Source organism: Brevundimonas sp. KH_025, assembly GCF_057839885.1.
The window spans coordinates 2,243,738-2,258,405 of record NZ_CM174501.1; the positions used below are offsets into that span (position 1 = coordinate 2,243,738).

Sequence of the window (14,668 nt, forward strand, 5' to 3'; positions counted from 1 at the left end):
CGACATTCAAAGGACTAACCAATGACCTGCGCCAACCGCATGGGCCAAGCGGCCAAACACGTCTCCGATCTCGCCCTGGGCGTCTGCGGGGGCCTGCTGATCTTCCTCGCCGTCATGACCCTCCCCAGCCCCAGCCAGGCCGCCGCCTGGTTCGACGCTCCCCCCGCCTCCATCGCCGCCCGCTAAGCCCCTCATCTCATTTTCAGGACCAGACCCATGTTCAAACTCTACTCCGTCGCCGTCGACCGCTTCTCGGGCTTCGCCCTGGGCCTCTGCGGCGCCCTGCTGATCACCACGGCGGTCGAGGCTGTCCCGACCTTCGGCCAGGCCCAGCCCGCCGCCGTCATCGCCACCGCCGTGTCGACCGCCCGCTGATCCGACCTTCCGGCCCTCCCGGCTGACGCTGCCGCCGACCTGATCGGCCTCTCGAAACACCCCACAATCCAAGGACGACCCAATGACCCTCGCCAACCGCATGGGCCGTACGGCCAACCACGTCTCGCGCATGGCCATCGGCGCCTGCGCCGCCCTGGCCGCCAGCGCCGCGCTGGCCGCCTTCCCCGGCGCCGCCCACGCCCAGGACGCCGCCGCTCCTGCTCCCGCCGTCGCCGCCATCCCCCGCGCCGAAGGCGCCGGCCCGCCGCTGTGGGTCGTCAAGGATCAGGACTCGACCATCTATCTGTTCGGCACCATCCACATCTTGCGCCCCGGCACGGCCTGGGGTTCGGACCGGGTGGACGCCGCCTTCGCCTCCGCCTCGGACATCTGGGTCGAGATCGCCAATCACGACGATCAGTCCGCCGTCGTGCCGGTGATCCAGCAGTACGGCGCCAGCCCCGATCGCCCCCTGTCGTCCGTCCTGTCCGCCGCCGACTTCGCCGCCTTCGACAAGGCCGCCCAGGCCAACGGCGCCACCGGGGCCGCGCTGGACGCCTACCGCCCCTGGCTGGCGGCCTTCGTGATCGCCCTGTCCGGGCCGATGCAAGCCGGCTTCATCGCCGAGGCGGGCGCCGACAAGGTGCTGGTGGATCGTGCGCGAACGGCGGGCAAGACCATCCACGGCCTCGAGACCGCCGACCGTCAGGTCCGCCTGATCGCCGGCATGAGCGAAGAGGCCCAGGTGGCCTACCTGAACAACTATGTCCGCAGCGGCGACAGCGTCGTCGCCCATCTGGATCAGACCGTAGCCGCCTGGCTGAAGGGCGACACCGCCGAGATCGGTCGCCTGAACCGCATGGACACCCGCGACGTCCACGAGGAAATCCACCAGGCCGCTCTGATCGTGCGCAACACCGACTGGACCAACCAGATCGAGACCATGCTGCAGGGCTCTGGCACCGCCTTCATCGCCGTCGGCGTCGCCCACCTGGCCGATCAGGACAACGTCGTGGAGATGCTGAAGGCGCGCGGCTACACGGTCGAACGTCTCTAAGCGGCAGACTCGACACGACGAGAGGCCCGGCGGCGACGCCGGGCCTTTTTGCTTGCCCTCTTTCCCCGCTCATCCCGGCGGACGCCGGGATCCAGTAAGAACCTCAGGCACCACGGTATAAAAACGCGCTTTGATTTCCAGCCTCGCGCGTGCAGCCAAAGCACTGGATCCCGGCGTCCGCCGGGATGAGCGGAGCAGGCTTTCCCCTTGCGCCGCCGGAACATTCCAGCAACATCGCTCCATGACCGAATCCGACAAAGCCGAAGGCCGCTGCGGCTGGTGCGGCGTGACCGACCCGCTCTACATCGCCTATCACGACGAGGAATGGGGCGTGCCCGAGTACGACGCCCGCGCCCTGTGGGAGAAGCTGGTGCTGGACGGATTTCAGGCCGGCCTGGCCTGGATCACCATCCTGAGAAAGCGCGAGGGCATGCGCGAGGCCTTCGACAACTTCGATCCCGAGATCGTCGCCCGCTACGGCGAGGCCGACCGCGCCCGGCTGCTGGCCGACCCGCGCATCATCCGCTCAAACGCCAAGATCGACGCCGCCATCAACGGCGCCCGCCTCTGGCTGGAGATGAGGGACAATGGCGAGGACTTCTCCGCCTGGCTCTGGTCCTTCGTCGACGGCCAACCCCAGGTGAACCAGTGGACCGACTTCCGCGAGGCCCCGACCCAGACGCCGGAAAGCGTCGCCATGGCCAAGGCGCTGAAGGCGCGCGGCTTCAAATTCTGCGGCCCGGTGATCGTCTACGCCTTCATGCAGGCGGTCGGCATGGTCAACGACCACCAGACGACCTGTTTCCGTCACTCCGAGGTTGCGCAGTGAGGCCCATGAGGCGGCGCCGACCACCGCCCAAAGCTCTCCGATAATTCACGTGCCGTTCCTTCGTGATTGTTCAATGCTGCCGGCAGATTGTTGTTCGGGGGCGGCATGACGAAGCGACAGGCGATCTTGGCTTCTGTTCTGACGGCTGCCGCCGTCAGCAGTGCAGCCTTCGCTCAAAGCACGGCGCCCATCACAAACCGGGACGTGCTCGGCGCGTGGACCCTGGCGATTACGCCCGCCGAGCGGCAAGATCTCAGCATCACATTCAAGTCCAAGGACGGGGGTCAGCAACTCGACTTTCCGTTGACGATCACAACTCAGGCCAATGGCCGGCTCACCTGTGTCGTCAGCGGTGATCCCGCTGAATGCCGCATAAGGGATGGCAAGCTGGCCGTGGTCTTGACCGACAACGGCGTAAGGATGACTTTCACGCTTGCGGATCGGACGCGCGCAGGATTCAGCGGCGCCGCCAGCGTGAGAATCCGTTTGCTGCCGATCGGCGGGCATATCGGCTCCGTGATCATGGCTCGCCGTTAGCCTAGCCCCCGCTCACCCAACAACAGCCGCCAGACGACCGGCTTCCGTCACGCGGAGGTTCGTGGCACTGACGCGCGATGAGCCCGTCTAAACCCGCCGCCCCCAAGATCGTCCGCGCCTTCCCGACGCTGGCGCTGGAAATTCTGGCGCGCGAAGGCAGCGACGGCGGCCACGTCTGCGGCGTGGACGAGGCGGGGCGCGGTCCCTGGGCCGGGCCGGTTTCGGCGGCGGCGGTGATCCTCAACCCCGACGACCTGCCGCCCGGCATCGACGACTCCAAGGCCCTGACCGAAAAGCGCCGCGCCGCGCTGGAGCCCGAGATCAAGGCCCGCGCCCTGGCCTGGTGCGTCGGCTTCGCCACGGTCGAGGAGATCGAAGAACTGAACATCCTGCACGCCACCGGCCTGGCCATGCGCCGCGCGGTTGAGGGTCTGGGCGTCCAGCCCGCGGTGGCCCTGGTGGACGGCAACTACCGCTTCAAGCTGCCCTGCGCCGTGACCCCCGTGGTCAAGGGCGACAGCCTGTCCCTGTCCATCGCGGCGGCCTCCATCCTGGCCAAGACGGCGCGGGACCGGCTGATGATCGACCTGGACACGACCTATCCCGGCTACGGCTTCGCCAGCCACAAGGGCTACAACGCCCCCATCCACCAGCATGCGCTGAAGACCCTCGGCCCCTGCCCGGCGCACCGCCGCAGTTGGAGCCCGATCAAGGCCCTGCTGGAAAGCGCCTAAATCCCGAGGGCGCCGCCGACCAGCAGCCCGATCACCACCACGACCGCGGCGACGGCCAGAATGATCGCCCAGTTGGGAAGTCCGGTCGAAGCTCGGCGGTGGTGCGCCAATTTATGGGACGGGCGATGGGTCGGCATACTCATGCTGCCGATAACCCGACCCCCGCGAGAATGTTCCCCGTCAGGCGGCGACGGGCAGGCTCAGTGGTTTCTGGGTCACGACGAACAGGTGCTCGACGTTGCGCAGACGGCCGACGGCCCCGACCTTCTCGCCCTTCAGATTGTGGATGCCGATGCGGGCGCCGACGTAGCGAGGGCGCGGAATCTCGACCACCTGCACATGGCCGCGCGCCGACAGCATGGACGTCAGATCGTCGCGGCTCAGATAGCCCTCGTCGTTGAAGCTGACGATCAGGTTGGGCGCCTGAAGCCGCTCGACCACGGACTGCAGGGCCGGGCCGATGCCCGGGCGGCTGTTGAACGGGCTCTTGCGGGTCCGCACGTCCACCCGCTTGTTGGCGACGCCGTAGGTCTCGGGCTTGTCCCACAGCACCAGGCTTTCCCAGCAGTGGTAGTTGGCCAGATAGGAATGCTGGTTGTAGGGCGGGTCCAGATAGACCAGATCCGCCTCGACCTGATCGGCGATCTCGACCGCATCGCCTTGCGTCGCCTTGCACGCCCCCGCCGCCACGCCGGGCAACAGGTCGGGCAACCGCAACTCCAGCGGCTTCAACGCGCGCGGCGCCCACTGCTTCATATAGGCCATCTGCAGCCCGGCGGTTGAGTCCACCCGATCCGCCGCCTCCATCAGGGCGACCAGAACCACAGCCTCCAGCTCCGGCTCCAGCCCCATCGCCTCGATCCGAGCGCGCATGGCGTCGATGCGGGCGCCGTTGTCGGGGTGGAAGAAGCGGGCGTCCTCGCAGAAGGCCTTGGTGAACCAGCCGGCCTCGGGCGTGACTGTCCGCAACTCGGCCAGAACCGTCTCGGCCTTGTCCGCCCAGCGCTCACGATCGGCCTGGACATAGGCCGTGGCGAGGGTGTGGGCATAGGCGTTGTGATCGTTCGACCAGACGCGGAACCCTTGCCCCTTCAGGGCGTGACCGACGCGGGCCGAGCCGGAAAACAGGTCGCACACCGTCCCGCCGTCCGGCAGGGCGGCGCGCACCGCACCCGTGACATGGCCCAGAAGCGCACGCTTTGAGCCGATGTATTTGATCATTCGTTCTCCGATCCTCCCCCGCCCCTTTGCGGGGGAGGGGGACCATCCGAAGGATGGTGGAGGGGGCGGAAGCCTAGCTTGCGTCTCGGGGTCGCCCCCTCCACCGCTGCGCGGTCCCCCTCCCCCGTTTCGCTGACGCTGCACAGGGGAGGATCACTACCTCAGCCCCGACCGCGTTTCACAGTTCCCGGAGCATGGGCCGGAGCATGGGCCAGACGCAACAGATTCGCGGCCCCCGGCGCGCCGAAAGGCGTTCCAGCCAGGATCAGGATGCGCTGACCGGCCTCGGCCAGCCCATAGATCATGGCGCTTTCGACCGCGTCGTCGGTCAGGCCTTCCAGCGAGGTCGGCTGTTCGCCCAGACGCGGCTCCAGCCCCCAGACCAGGGCCAGACGACGCGCCGTCTCGGGCTTGGGCGTCAGGGCCAGCACCGGCTGCAAGGGCCGCTCGCGCGACATGCGCCGCGCCGTGCCGCCCAGGGTGGTGAACACCACCATGCAGGCGGTCGAGGCCGCCTCCGCCGCCTTCCTCGCCGCCGCGACCAGGGCGTCGACGTCGTGGATGTCCATGCCGGCGTGCTCGGCGTCCATCAGGCCGGGCCACAGGGGGTCCTGCTCCACCCGCTCCATGATGCGGTTCATGATGGCGACCGCCTCCATCGGATAGTCGCCCGAGGCCGTCTCCGCCGACAGCATCAGAGCGTCGGCGCCCTCATAGACGGCGTTGGCCACGTCGGACGCCTCGGCCCGCGTCGGGGCCGGCGAACTGGTCATCGACTCCAGCATCTGGGTGGCGACGATGGCGGGCACGCCGCGCTGGCGGGCGGCGCGCAGGATCTTCTTCTGCGCCACCGGCACTTCTTCCGGCTCCATCTCGACGCCCAGATCGCCGCGCGCGACCATGACCCCGTCGCAGTAGTCGAGTATGCTCTCCAGATCGTTCAGGGCCTGGGGCTTTTCGATCTTGGCCATACAGGCCGCCTTGCCGTTCACGATCCGCTTCAGCTCGGCCATGTCCTCGGCCTGCTGCACGAAACTGAGGGCCACCCAGTCCACGCCGAGGCGCAGGGCGAAGGCCAGGTCCTCGCGGTCCTTGGGCGTCAGGGCCGACACGGGAATGACGGCCTCGGGCACGGCCACGCCCTTGCGGTCGGACAGCTTGGCGCCGCTTTCGACCGTCACGTCGGCCCATTCGTCGGTGCGATCGCCGACCCGCAGGCGGATGCGCCCGTCGTCGATCAGCAGCAGCATGCCGGTGCGCAGCGCCTTGAAGATCTCCGGGTGCGGCATCTGCACCCGCGTCTCGTCGCCCAGCTCAGGGTTCAGGTCGAACCGCATCTTGTGGCCCGGCTTGATGGCGATCTCGACGTCGGCGAAGCGGCCCAGCCGCAGCTTCGGCCCCTGCAGGTCGGCCAGGACGCCCAGCGGACGCTTCAGCGCCATCTCGGCGCCGCGCACGGCCTTGAAGGCGGCGGCGTGGTCTTCGTGCGAGCCGTGGCTGAAGTTCAGGCGGAAGACGTCCACCCCGGCCTGGGCCAACGCCTTGACGGTCGCCGGCGCACGGCTCGCGGGTCCAAGGGTCGCGACGATGCGCGCACAGCGGGCTCTGTTCATGTGTTTCCTCGTGGCTCTAGGGGCCGTCGCCTCATTTCAAAGGCTTTGCCCCCTTGTGCCAATGAAACGCCGGTGACGTAAGGCCGCGCCCCCGGCCCGAAACACGAGTTTATGGCTTGGGCGCCTCGCAACGGCCGCCTGCGAACTGCGGCAGGTCCATGCAGCGGCCGTCCACGTCGTCCGCCGGCTTGACCCCGATCAGGTGGGCCAGGGTCGGGGCGATGTCGATGGTGCGCATCGGCAGGAAGCGTTCCTGACCACGGGCGCCCGGCTGCCAGAAGATGATCGGCACGCGGCGGTCATAGTCCCAGGGCGAGCCGTGGCTGGAGATGGCCGAGCCGATCCGGCCCGCCCCCGTCAAGCCCGGCTGATAGGCGCGCATGATGTCGGGCGAGCGCCCGGCCACCGCCGACAGACGCAGGCGCTGACGCACGCTCAGTTCCTCGGGATTGCTAGAGGCCGGAACCGGCTCGGCCAGCAGTTCGTCGCGCGACACGGCCAGGGCGACTTGAGGTTCGGCGTTCAGCAGCTCGACGGCGGCGGCCAGAACCTGGCTGCGCAGCGGCTCGGCCAGCGACTTCTGGTCCGCCCCGACCACGATCAGCCCGCCCGCCGAGGAGACCAGCGGATTGGCGTCCAGGTTGAACCGCGCCTTCAGCGCATCATTGACGCGCGGCATCAGGGCGCGATCCACGCGGCCCGCGGCGGGATAGCCCTCGACCGAGGACCGCTCGGGGAAGTCGGACCCGCCGTGGTCGGCGGTCAGGACCACGACCACGCCGCCCGGCACCGTCGACAGCTTGTCGAGGAAGACGCCCAGGGCCGCGTCGAGGCGCAGCATCTGCTCGCACATCTCGGGGCCTTGGGTGCCATAGCCGTGGCCGATCCGGTCGGTGGCCGACAGGCTGACGCCCAGCATGTCGGTGACGCCGCGACGGCCCAGTTGCTGATTGTCCAGCAGTTCGGCGGCGCCTTCCAGCGTCAGCTCGTCCAGCAGGGGCGAGCCCTCGAGGGTGTCTTCCGCCGGCGGCAGGGTCGAGTTGAAGGTCTGGCCGCCGATGACCCACTGGCCTTCCAGACGGCGGCAGCCTTCATGCTGATAGTTCCAGACCGGGGCGTTGCGGCTGAAGCGGTCGATCATCCGCGCATTGATCGCCGCGACCGGCGCCAGCCTGGCCTCGGCCGACTGGCCCGGCTCGACATAGGTGGTAAAGCCGAAGCCCTCGGTCAGCCAGAAGGCGCCGTCGCCCTTGTGCCCCGCCAGGTTGATGGCCCCGCGATCCTTGCCCGAAATGCCGAAGACGCGGCTCTGCGGGCTGACCGCCTTCAGCCAGTCGCCCAGGGTCGAGGCCTTCAGTTGGTCCGGGCCGACCGGGCCGTTGTCGGTGTTTTTGCCGTGCGCCAGCGTGTTCTGCGGCGCGGCCAGGCAATAGACTTCCTGACCCGTCGTGGTGTCGATCCAGTCGTTGGCGGGAATGCCGCTGCGGGCCGGATGGACGCCGGTCAGGACGGTCGAATGCCCGGCGCAGGTCACGGTGACGCCGTGGGTCTGATAGCCGTTGATCGACACCATGCCCTGATCGGCCAGGGTCTTCAGCCCGCTGGTGAACTGGCCGCGATACTGGTTGAACAGGTTGGCGCTCAACTGATCCACCACCAGGGTGACGACCAGGGCCGGCGCCGCGCGCTCGACCGAAGCGGTCGCCGCCACGGGCTGCGCCGCCTGCTGCGCCATCGCCGGAAGCGCCGCTCCGGCCAGAAGGGCGAGCGCCAGGGTCGGGGCCAGAACACGGCTGCGGATCATCTTGAACACCGGAAACACGACAGGATGCAGGGTGACTACCCCCCTAGCGTAGCGGCGCCAAGACAAGGGACAGGATCAGCCAAACAGAGCCGCATAGAGGCTAACGCCCAAGGCCGCGAATATGGCCAGAGCCGACAGCACAGCGCCGATCGCTCCGATGACCAGGATGACCCACAGAAGGATTTCGTTGAGCGGGCGCTTCTTCATCGTTGCAGCATGGCCGCCGCCAGCATCTCTCGATGCAGGTCGGGGTCCCCTCTCAGAAAATCGTTAGAGTTGGTGCGAGCGGCGGGGATCGAACCCGCAAGACCGAGGTCGGCAGATTTTAAGTCTGCTGCGTCTACCAGTTTCGCCACGCTCGCGGTCTTGCTCCCTTAACGCGCCGCCTGCGGGGCGGCGGGGCGCGTCGCCCGGAAGTCGACGTTGGAATCGGCGATCAGCCGGACCAGGGCGGCCCAGGCGGCGACGTTCTGGGTCATCTGCGCCGGGTCGATCTTGTCCAGGGTGTCGTCGGCCGTGTGGTGCAGGTCGAAATAGCGCGTCCCGTCCTGACGCAGGCCGAAGACCGGCACGCCCGCGCGCGCCAGAGGCCCGATGTCCACGCCGCCGAACAGCTCAGCCTCGCCCGGCAGCACCCCCAGGGGGCGCAGAACGCGCTCGGCGATCCTAGCGAAGTCGGTCGTCTGCGCGCCGGGCGGCAGGCCCAGGGCGTAAACGCGGTCGGCGCCGAAATCGCTCTCGCCGGCGATCACGTGCTTCTCCACGCCCGTGCCGATGTTGCGGACATAGGCGCCGCCGCCGTTGCCGGTGTCGGTCGGCTGGGCCACCTCTTCCGATCCATAGAGGACCACGCGCACGGTGCGGGCCGGACGGCCCTGCTCGGCGATCAGCTTGGCCGCGGCCAGGGTGATGGCGCCGCCCGCCGCGTCGTCAATGGCCCCGGTGCCCAGGTCCCAGCTGTCCATGTGCGAACCCAGGACGATGATCTCGTCCGGACGGGTCGCGCCGACGATGTCGCCGATCACGTTCTGGCTGTGGGTCTGATAGGTGTGGGCGGTGGATTTCAGGCGCAGCCGCACCGGCTCGCCCATCTTCACCAGCCGCGCCACCTGGTCGGCGTCAGGCGCGCTGAGGGCAAAGGCCGGCAGCGGCACCTTGCCCTCGACATAGCGGGTCGTGCCCGTGTGCGGCATCCGGTGGTCGTCCGAACCGGCCGAACGCATGACGAAGGCGACCGCGCCGCGCTTGGCCGCCTCGGTCGGGCCAACGCCGCGAACGCGCGACAGCGAGCCGTAGCCCGAGCCGTCCTGCATCCGCACCATCTGGCCGCCGTCCACGACGGCGATCTTGCCGGTCAGCGAGCCGGCGGGCGCGGCCAGCAGGGCGTCCAGACCGTCGAAAAAGACCACGTCAGCCTCGATGCCTTCGGCCGGGGTGGCGATCGAATGGCCCAGGGCGGCGGCGACCAGCTTCTGCGGGCGGGCGCCCAGCAGTTCGGCGCTCTCCTCGCCCCGCTCCCAGCCGACCAGCGGGAACTGTTCGATGCGGACGTTCTGGAAGCCGTGGGCGCGCATGTAGTCGGCGGCCCAGTCGGCGGCCGCCTGTTCCGAGCGCGAACCGGCCGGGCGGGCGCCGAAGCGGGTCGTGACCTGGGTGACGTAGTCGAGGGCGATGTTGCCTTGCAGCGCCGTGTCGCGCACCTGCTCGGCGGCGCGGATGGTCTTGGCGTCCTGCGCCAGGACCGGCGTGGCGATCAGGCCGAGCGCCAATGCGCTGGCGGCCATCAGACGGGCGTTGAACGACATGGAGCGCCTCCCAGACTCACAAAATGAGGCGGGACCCTAGCGGTTGAGGTCCAAGGCTGAAAGCCTCGGACCCCGCCAATCTCACTCGCCCTTGAGGAAGGGTTCGACCGGGCCTTGCAGCTTGACGGTCAGGGCCTTGCCGCGACGGTCGACGCGGTTGCCGACGGCCAGGCGGACCCAGCCTTCCGAGACGCAGTATTCCTCGACGTTGGTCTTTTCCTCGCCCTTGAACAGGATGCCGATGCCGCGCGCCAGCAGGTCGGCGTCGTGGAAGGGGCTGTCGGGATCGACCGAAAGGCGGTCAGGCAGGGCGTCGGACATGGAGGGCTCTCGCGAAAATCGAAGCGCGCTGAATAGCGGCGCGCGGACGCTATGCCAACCGCGCCCTTGCTCGAGGCGGTTCTACTGAACCGATTGACGCGGCGCGGCGGGCTGAGCGGCCGCAGCGGCGGGCGGCGTATAGGGGCGCGGACCGGCCTCGGCAGGCGCGGCGGCGGGCGCAGCGGCCTTGGGCGCCGGACGCGGGGCCGGACGCTGGGCGGCGGGGCGCGGCGTCGGACGACGCGCGGGCTGGGCGGCCGGTTGGGCGGCCGGGGTCGCCGGAGCCGCAGCAGCGGGCGTGGCGGCGGCAGGCGCCGCCGTGCGGGTCGGCGCCGGCGCCGCTGTCGGCACGACTGCGGGGGTCGCAGGCGCAGCGCCGGCCGTGGCCGCCGCAGCGCGAGCGGCGAACTGCTGGGCCTGGAAGCGCTTGGCCAGCTTCTCGGTCAGCTCGCGGGCGCCGGCGGGCGGCATCTGGGCCATGATGGCGGCCAGGGTCCGGGGCCGCATGGCGGCGGCGACGGGCAGGCGCACGCTGTCGTCCAGGGAGTTGAAGACGGCTGCCGCCTCCTTGGGCCGCATGGCGGAATAGACGGCGACCAGACGGTCGTTCTCGGCCTTTTCCTTCTCGTCGACCTGGCCGACCAGGGCCGCGATCTCGCCCTTCAGGGCTTCCAGCGCCTGCAGCTTGGCGTCCAGCTTCTGCTCGGCGGCGACCATCAGCGGCAGGGTGGTGGCGAAGTCGGCGTCGCGGGCGTCCAGGGCGTCGCGGCGCTTGGACAGGGACTGGATGATGCGCAGTTCAGCCGGCGAAATCCCCGCCTGCTGGGCCAGCTGCTCCGGCGTCAGGGCGCAGACAGCCGGGACGGGCTTGGCCGCCGCCGCCCCGCCGCCCTCGCCGGGCGTCTCGGCCGTCACGGCCTCCTGGGCCCAGGCGGTCGCGCCCTGGAACAGTTCCGGCGCCACGCCCGCCGCGCGCACGGCCACGACCCCGCCGATGGCGATGGCGATCAGGGGCAGAAGGCGGGGCAGCTTGCTCATCGGTGGCACTCGGTAAGGCGGTTCAAACGCCGCACAGGCATAGGGGCTGGAAAGACACTTCGCCCCTCAAGTCGTCCGAGGCCGCGCCTCGGACATAGGGGCCCTTATGATCAAGCAGCGAAAAGATCTTCGTCCAGGCTACGACGCGCACGGTTGAGGCTCTGTTGCGCAGCATGGTTAGCGGCCAGGGCCTGCATCACCGGGGCGAAGCGGTCGGCGGCGGCCGGAGCCGGAGCCGTCGGGCGCGCGGCGGGGGCCTTCATCACGGCGCGCGCGCCCTCGATCCGCTCCATCAGCGAGGCCATGCGGCGGGCGCGGGCCTCGTCGTCCAGCAGGGGGGCGACGGCCGAGGCCGGGACCTTCAGCTCCAGCGGCGCCTCGACCGGGGCTGCCGGCTGCGGCTCGGCCTGACGCGGCGCGGCCGGGGCGCGGGCGATCAGCACTTCCAGCTCCTGCTTCACGGCGCGGGCCTTGATGATCCGGTCGTGCAGCAGGTCCGTCTCCTGGCCCGAGGCGCGCAGGGTGGCCAGGGCCTGTTCGGCGCGGCCGGCGGCGGCGTTCAGCTCGGTCACGGCGCCGGCGAAGGCCAGCTGTCCCTCGCGCAGAGCCTTGAGCTTCCTCTCCAGCTTGATGCCGTAGCCGATGGCCGCGACCAGCAGCAGCATGAGGAGGGAGTCGAGGATGATGCCGGTCATGTCAGCTGTTCTCCCTGGAGATGCGGGCGGCGGCGTCGGTGGTGATGGGGCCTTCGACACGGACGGCGATATGCTGGCCCTTGCGCCCCATCCTGCCGGTCGTCAGCGGAATGGAGCCGGCGCGCACCGAGACTTCGGAATCCGGCGTGGCGTTCAGCATCAGGGTGTCGCCGACCTTGAGATCCAGCACCCTGGACAGGGGGATCTGTTGCTCGTCCAGGACGCAGCGGACCTCGGTTTCCGTGGTCCACAGCTCGGTGGCCAGGTGGCCTTCCCAGATGTTGTCGCGGCCGAACTTCTCGCCCATGAACTGCTGCAGCAGCATCTTGCGGATCGGCTCCAGCGTCGAATAGGGCAGCAGCAGTTCCACCCGACCGCCGCGGTCTTCCATGTCGATGCGCAGCTTGACCAGGATGGCGGCGTTGGCCGGGCGCGCGATGGCGGCGAAGCGCGGATTGGTCTCCAGCCGGTCCAGATTGAAATGCACGGGCGTCAGCGGCTCGAAGGCGGCGCGGGCGTCGTTCAGGATGACCTCGACCATCCGCTGCACCAGCACCCGCTCGATGGTGGTGTAGGGCCGCCCCTCGATCCGCAGCGCCGCCGTGCCGCGACGCCCGCCCAGCAGCACGTCCACGATCGAATAGATCAGGTTGGAATCGACCGTCAGCAGACCGTAGTTGTCCAGCTCCTCGGCCCGGAACACCGCCAGGATGGCCGGCAGCGGGATGGAGTTCAGATAGTCGCCGAAACGGATCGAACTGATGGTGTCGAGGCTGACCTCGACGTTGTCCGAGGTGAAGTTCCGCAAACTGGTCGTCATCAACCGCACCAGGCGGTCGAAGACGATTTCGAGCATCGGCAGGCGCTCGTAGGAGACCAGGGCCGAGTTGATGATGGCGCGGATGCCGCTCCGTTCGGAGTCGTCGCCGTCGCCCATGTCGAAGCCCAGCAGGCTGTCGATCTCGTCCTGGTTCAGCACGCGCTCGGACAGGGCCGCGCCCATGTCCGCTTCGCCGCCGAAGGGATCCAGTTCGTTATCGGCCGCCAGGGTGTCGGTCATGCCTACTGCACCAGCATTTCTTCGATCAGCACGGCGTCGACCTTGCCCGGCGCGGCGACCAGGTTGACCCGGCGCAGGATCTCGGCGCGCAGCTGATAGGAACCCGCCGACCCAGCCAGGTCCTCGGGACGCAGTTCACGCAGGAAGCTCTGGAACATGTCCCGCATGCGCGGGGCCTCGCTCTGCAGATGGGTCGCCAGCTCGGCGTCCTTCATCTCCAGCGTCAGCTTCAGCTTCATATTGGTCGGGCGTCCATCGGCCGACTGAATGTTCACGATCATGTCGGGCAGGGTGTAGAAGGTCACGCCGTCGGGGCCCGCCGAAATCTTGCCCAGCGCCGGGTCGGCCTCGCCGCCCTCGCCGCCGCCGCCGTGATCGCCGCCCTTCTTCTCGGCCTTTTCGTCCTTCTTCTCCGCCTTGCCGTGATCGCCGGCGGCTTCGGCTTCAGCCGGCTTGGGCTTCATCAGGAAGAAGGCCGCCGCCCCGCCGCCGCCCAGGACGACCAGGGCCGCCGGAATGATGATGAACAGCAGCGGCAGCTTCTTCTTGGCGGGCGCGCCTTCGCCCTCTGCGCCCTCGCCTTCGGACACGGCGGGCAGGTTGGCGTCGTCGCCTTCCGGCGCCGCGTCTTTCTTCTTGCCCAGCTTCAGCTTCAGCATCCGCACGTCGCCCCGATCCTCACAGACTTCCTGATGCGGCGTTTTTGGTTAACGAGGCGTTTACAATCGGCAAATCCTGCCGGGCGCCGCAGGGGCCAATTCAGCTCAAACGCCCGCTGTGACTGGATTAACCCTGTTGGCACGGTCGTTGCGACGAGATCGGCGAAGGAGCCGCACTCGTGGAAAACGCCGCCTACATCGGATTGTCCCGTCAGATGACGCTTCGCCGCGAGCTGGACATCGTGGCGAACAACGTCGCCAACGCCGACACCACCGGGTTCAAGGTCGAACAGCTGATGGTCGGGACCGAGGTCGGTCAGCGCGCGCGCAACGACAACATCCGCCCGTCGGCCAGCTTCGTCCTCGACAAGGGCGTGGGCCGCGACTTCGGCCAAGGCTCGATCAAGCAGACCGGGCGCTCGCTGGACTTCGCCATCGAGGGCGAAGGCGCCTTCTTCACCGTGCAGACGCCGACCGGCCCCGCCTATACCCGCGACGGCGGCTTCACCACCAACGCCGAAGGCGTCCTGACCACCAAGCAGGGCCTGCCGGTCCTCGCCGACGGCGGCCCGATCACCCTGGATCCCGAGCGCGGCGCCGTCAGCGTCGGCGCGGACGGCACGATCAGCCAGCAGGGCCTGCCGGTCGGCCGCCTGAACGCCGTGCGCTTCGACGCCCTGTCGGTGCTGCAAAAGAGCGGCGACGGCCTTTATCGCAACAGCTCCAACACCCAGCCGACCGACGCCCCCGACGCGCAGATCCGCCAGGGGATGCTGGAAGGGTCGAACGTCAACACCCTGCTGGAAATCACCAACCTCATCGAGATCAGCCGCGCCTACGAGCGCATCAGCAAGATGATCGAGAACACCAACGACCTGTCGCGCCGCTCGGTCGAGCGGCTGGGCCGGGTCGGCTAGAAG

At 68.9% G+C, this 14,668-nt stretch carries 18 protein-coding genes and 1 tRNA gene; 7 read left to right on the plus strand and 12 right to left on the minus strand.

The window, feature by feature from the left end:
• Positions 1-21: 21 nt before the first annotated feature.
• The 6 genes from AC3IS2_RS11105 (at position 22) to rnhB (ending at position 3,532) form a co-directional block, all read left to right on the plus strand.
• Positions 22-186, plus strand: a complete 165-nt coding sequence (locus AC3IS2_RS11105) for a hypothetical protein (RefSeq protein WP_489197839.1) — start codon at positions 22-24, stop codon at positions 184-186.
• Between the two features lie 30 nt (positions 187-216).
• Positions 217-375 (plus strand): hypothetical protein, encoded by a 159-nt coding sequence (locus AC3IS2_RS11110; protein ID WP_489197840.1) that lies wholly within the window; start codon positions 217-219, stop codon positions 373-375.
• 82 nt (positions 376-457) lie between these two features.
• On the plus strand, positions 458-1,432 hold the full coding sequence (locus AC3IS2_RS11115; protein WP_489197841.1) for a TraB/GumN family protein: 975 nt from the start codon (positions 458-460) through the stop codon (positions 1,430-1,432).
• Positions 1,433-1,673: 241 nt separating this feature from the next.
• On the plus strand, positions 1,674-2,261 hold the full coding sequence (locus tag AC3IS2_RS11120; protein WP_489197842.1) for a DNA-3-methyladenine glycosylase I: 588 nt from the start codon (positions 1,674-1,676) through the stop codon (positions 2,259-2,261).
• A 105-nt stretch (positions 2,262-2,366) separates the two neighbouring features.
• Entirely contained in the window at positions 2,367-2,798 is a 432-nt protein-coding gene (locus tag AC3IS2_RS11125; protein WP_489197843.1) for a hypothetical protein, read from the plus strand.
• Between the two features lie 77 nt (positions 2,799-2,875).
• A complete protein-coding gene (gene rnhB / locus AC3IS2_RS11130) occupies positions 2,876-3,532 on the plus strand; it encodes a ribonuclease HII (protein ID WP_489197844.1) in 657 nt (218 codons plus the stop codon).
• Here the strand turns inward: rnhB and AC3IS2_RS11135 are convergent.
• The 12 genes from AC3IS2_RS11135 to AC3IS2_RS11190 form a co-directional block, all read right to left on the minus strand.
• Positions 3,529-3,675 (minus strand): hypothetical protein, encoded by a 147-nt coding sequence (locus tag AC3IS2_RS11135; protein WP_489197845.1) that lies wholly within the window; start codon positions 3,673-3,675, stop codon positions 3,529-3,531. The two genes, rnhB and AC3IS2_RS11135, sit on opposite strands and share 4 nt — an antisense overlap.
• A gap of 37 nt (positions 3,676-3,712) precedes the next feature.
• On the minus strand, positions 3,713-4,753 hold the full coding sequence (locus tag AC3IS2_RS11140) for a DNA adenine methylase (protein ID WP_489197847.1): 1,041 nt from the start codon (positions 4,751-4,753) through the stop codon (positions 3,713-3,715).
• 161 nt (positions 4,754-4,914) lie between these two features.
• Entirely contained in the window at positions 4,915-6,366 is a 1,452-nt protein-coding gene (gene pyk / locus AC3IS2_RS11145) for a pyruvate kinase (protein ID WP_489197849.1), read from the minus strand.
• A 109-nt stretch (positions 6,367-6,475) separates the two neighbouring features.
• Complete coding sequence (locus AC3IS2_RS11150; protein WP_489197851.1) at positions 6,476-8,170, minus strand: alkaline phosphatase family protein; 1,695 nt, start codon at positions 8,168-8,170, stop codon at positions 6,476-6,478.
• Between the two features lie 75 nt (positions 8,171-8,245).
• On the minus strand, positions 8,246-8,377 hold the full coding sequence (locus AC3IS2_RS11155; protein ID WP_489197852.1) for a hypothetical protein: 132 nt from the start codon (positions 8,375-8,377) through the stop codon (positions 8,246-8,248).
• A gap of 70 nt (positions 8,378-8,447) precedes the next feature.
• Positions 8,448-8,532 (minus strand) — tRNA-Leu (locus tag AC3IS2_RS11160).
• A gap of 12 nt (positions 8,533-8,544) precedes the next feature.
• The gene (locus tag AC3IS2_RS11165) at positions 8,545-9,975 is read right to left on the minus strand and encodes a M28 family peptidase (protein ID WP_489197854.1); all 1,431 of its coding nucleotides are present in this window, start codon (positions 9,973-9,975) and stop codon (positions 8,545-8,547) included.
• 81 nt (positions 9,976-10,056) lie between these two features.
• Entirely contained in the window at positions 10,057-10,296 is a 240-nt protein-coding gene (locus AC3IS2_RS11170) for a DUF3297 family protein (RefSeq protein ID WP_105564633.1), read from the minus strand.
• An 81-nt stretch (positions 10,297-10,377) separates the two neighbouring features.
• On the minus strand, positions 10,378-11,334 hold the full coding sequence (locus AC3IS2_RS11175) for a MotE family protein (protein WP_489197856.1): 957 nt from the start codon (positions 11,332-11,334) through the stop codon (positions 10,378-10,380).
• Positions 11,335-11,444: 110 nt separating this feature from the next.
• Complete coding sequence (locus tag AC3IS2_RS11180) at positions 11,445-12,029, minus strand: DUF6468 domain-containing protein (RefSeq protein ID WP_489197858.1); 585 nt, start codon at positions 12,027-12,029, stop codon at positions 11,445-11,447.
• 1 nt (position 12,030) lies between these two features.
• Complete coding sequence (fliM, locus tag AC3IS2_RS11185) at positions 12,031-13,089, minus strand: flagellar motor switch protein FliM (protein WP_489197859.1); 1,059 nt, start codon at positions 13,087-13,089, stop codon at positions 12,031-12,033.
• Positions 13,090-13,091: 2 nt separating this feature from the next.
• On the minus strand, positions 13,092-13,748 hold the full coding sequence (locus AC3IS2_RS11190; RefSeq protein ID WP_489197861.1) for a flagellar basal body-associated FliL family protein: 657 nt from the start codon (positions 13,746-13,748) through the stop codon (positions 13,092-13,094).
• A 179-nt stretch (positions 13,749-13,927) separates the two neighbouring features.
• On the opposite strand from AC3IS2_RS11190, the gene flgF reads away from it, so the two are divergent.
• Complete coding sequence (gene flgF / locus AC3IS2_RS11195; protein ID WP_489197863.1) at positions 13,928-14,665, plus strand: flagellar basal-body rod protein FlgF; 738 nt, start codon at positions 13,928-13,930, stop codon at positions 14,663-14,665.
• Positions 14,666-14,668: the final 3 nt, after the last annotated feature.

Coding starts and splice junctions, on each gene's coding strand:
- fliM (WP_489197859.1), bottom strand. CDS start 13,089: ATGACCGACACCCTGGCGGCCGATAACGAACTGGATCCCTTCGGCGGC.
- AC3IS2_RS11180 (WP_489197858.1), bottom strand. CDS start 12,029: ATGACCGGCATCATCCTCGACTCCCTCCTCATGCTGCTGCTGGTCGCG.
- pyk (WP_489197849.1), bottom strand. CDS start 6,366: ATGAACAGAGCCCGCTGTGCGCGCATCGTCGCGACCCTTGGACCCGCG.
- AC3IS2_RS11140 (WP_489197847.1), bottom strand. CDS start 4,753: ATGATCAAATACATCGGCTCAAAGCGTGCGCTTCTGGGCCATGTCACG.
- AC3IS2_RS11155 (WP_489197852.1), bottom strand. CDS start 8,377: ATGAAGAAGCGCCCGCTCAACGAAATCCTTCTGTGGGTCATCCTGGTC.
- AC3IS2_RS11150 (WP_489197851.1), bottom strand. CDS start 8,170: ATGATCCGCAGCCGTGTTCTGGCCCCGACCCTGGCGCTCGCCCTTCTG.
- AC3IS2_RS11125 (WP_489197843.1), top strand. CDS start 2,367: ATGACGAAGCGACAGGCGATCTTGGCTTCTGTTCTGACGGCTGCCGCC.
- AC3IS2_RS11190 (WP_489197861.1), bottom strand. CDS start 13,748: ATGCTGAAGCTGAAGCTGGGCAAGAAGAAAGACGCGGCGCCGGAAGGC.
- AC3IS2_RS11110 (WP_489197840.1), top strand. CDS start 217: ATGTTCAAACTCTACTCCGTCGCCGTCGACCGCTTCTCGGGCTTCGCC.
- AC3IS2_RS11135 (WP_489197845.1), bottom strand. CDS start 3,675: ATGAGTATGCCGACCCATCGCCCGTCCCATAAATTGGCGCACCACCGC.
- AC3IS2_RS11165 (WP_489197854.1), bottom strand. CDS start 9,975: ATGTCGTTCAACGCCCGTCTGATGGCCGCCAGCGCATTGGCGCTCGGC.
- AC3IS2_RS11115 (WP_489197841.1), top strand. CDS start 458: ATGACCCTCGCCAACCGCATGGGCCGTACGGCCAACCACGTCTCGCGC.
- AC3IS2_RS11175 (WP_489197856.1), bottom strand. CDS start 11,334: ATGAGCAAGCTGCCCCGCCTTCTGCCCCTGATCGCCATCGCCATCGGC.
- AC3IS2_RS11120 (WP_489197842.1), top strand. CDS start 1,674: ATGACCGAATCCGACAAAGCCGAAGGCCGCTGCGGCTGGTGCGGCGTG.
- AC3IS2_RS11105 (WP_489197839.1), top strand. CDS start 22: ATGACCTGCGCCAACCGCATGGGCCAAGCGGCCAAACACGTCTCCGAT.
- rnhB (WP_489197844.1), top strand. CDS start 2,876: ATGAGCCCGTCTAAACCCGCCGCCCCCAAGATCGTCCGCGCCTTCCCG.
- AC3IS2_RS11170 (WP_105564633.1), bottom strand. CDS start 10,296: ATGTCCGACGCCCTGCCTGACCGCCTTTCGGTCGATCCCGACAGCCCC.